The sequence below is a fragment of the Arhodomonas sp. KWT genome, assembly GCF_010993615.1.
In genome coordinates this window covers 1-580 of record NZ_WNXE01001036.1, presented here as the reverse complement: position 1 = coordinate 580, position 580 = coordinate 1, and the positions used below count along the sequence as shown (strand labels likewise).

The 580-nt window shown below is 70.2% G+C and carries 1 protein-coding gene; it reads right to left on the bottom strand.

What is annotated here, in order from left to right:
• Positions 1 to 13 precede the first annotated feature (13 nt).
• Positions 14 to 580, bottom strand: a 567-nt coding sequence (locus G7A99_RS24015) for an enoyl-CoA hydratase-related protein (protein ID WP_205600050.1), incomplete at its 5' end; no start/stop codon positions are given.

The following is a 580-nucleotide window of genomic DNA, read 5'->3' as shown; positions in this document are numbered from 1 at the left end:
CGGCATTTCATGATTATCCGTCACCCTCTGCCCCGAAGAATGCGGCCACCGCCTGCCGGTGCTCAACCGAATTGAGCCGTTCGGCGAAAACTGCCGCCTCGCGATCGACCGCCTCGTGCAGCCGGGCCCGCCACTGCGGGCCTCGCAACAGGCTGCGCGTGGCCGCGACAGCGCCGGCGGGCGCTGTCGCGATGCGACGACACCACGCCCCGGCGACCGCCTCCAGTGCCGGCGGCTCGCACACCTGGGAGACCAGACCGAGGCGCTCCCCCTCCCGCGCGTCGAAGCGTTCGCCGAGGATAAGCAGCCGCGCAGCCCGCTGTGGCCCGACCAGCTCGGGCAGCAGCAGGGTGCTCCCGAACTCCGGCACCAGACCGAGTTGGACGAAAGGCATGGCAAAGGTGGCATCGGTGGCGGCGATCACCGCGTCACAATGCAACAGCAGCGTCGTCCCCAGGCCAACGGCATTGCCGCGGACCTCGGCAACCAGCGGCCTCGGGCAATCCACCACCGCATGCAGGAAGCGGAACACGGGCTGCGTCTCCACCGCCTCACCGGCCTGCGCCAGCACCTGCAGGTC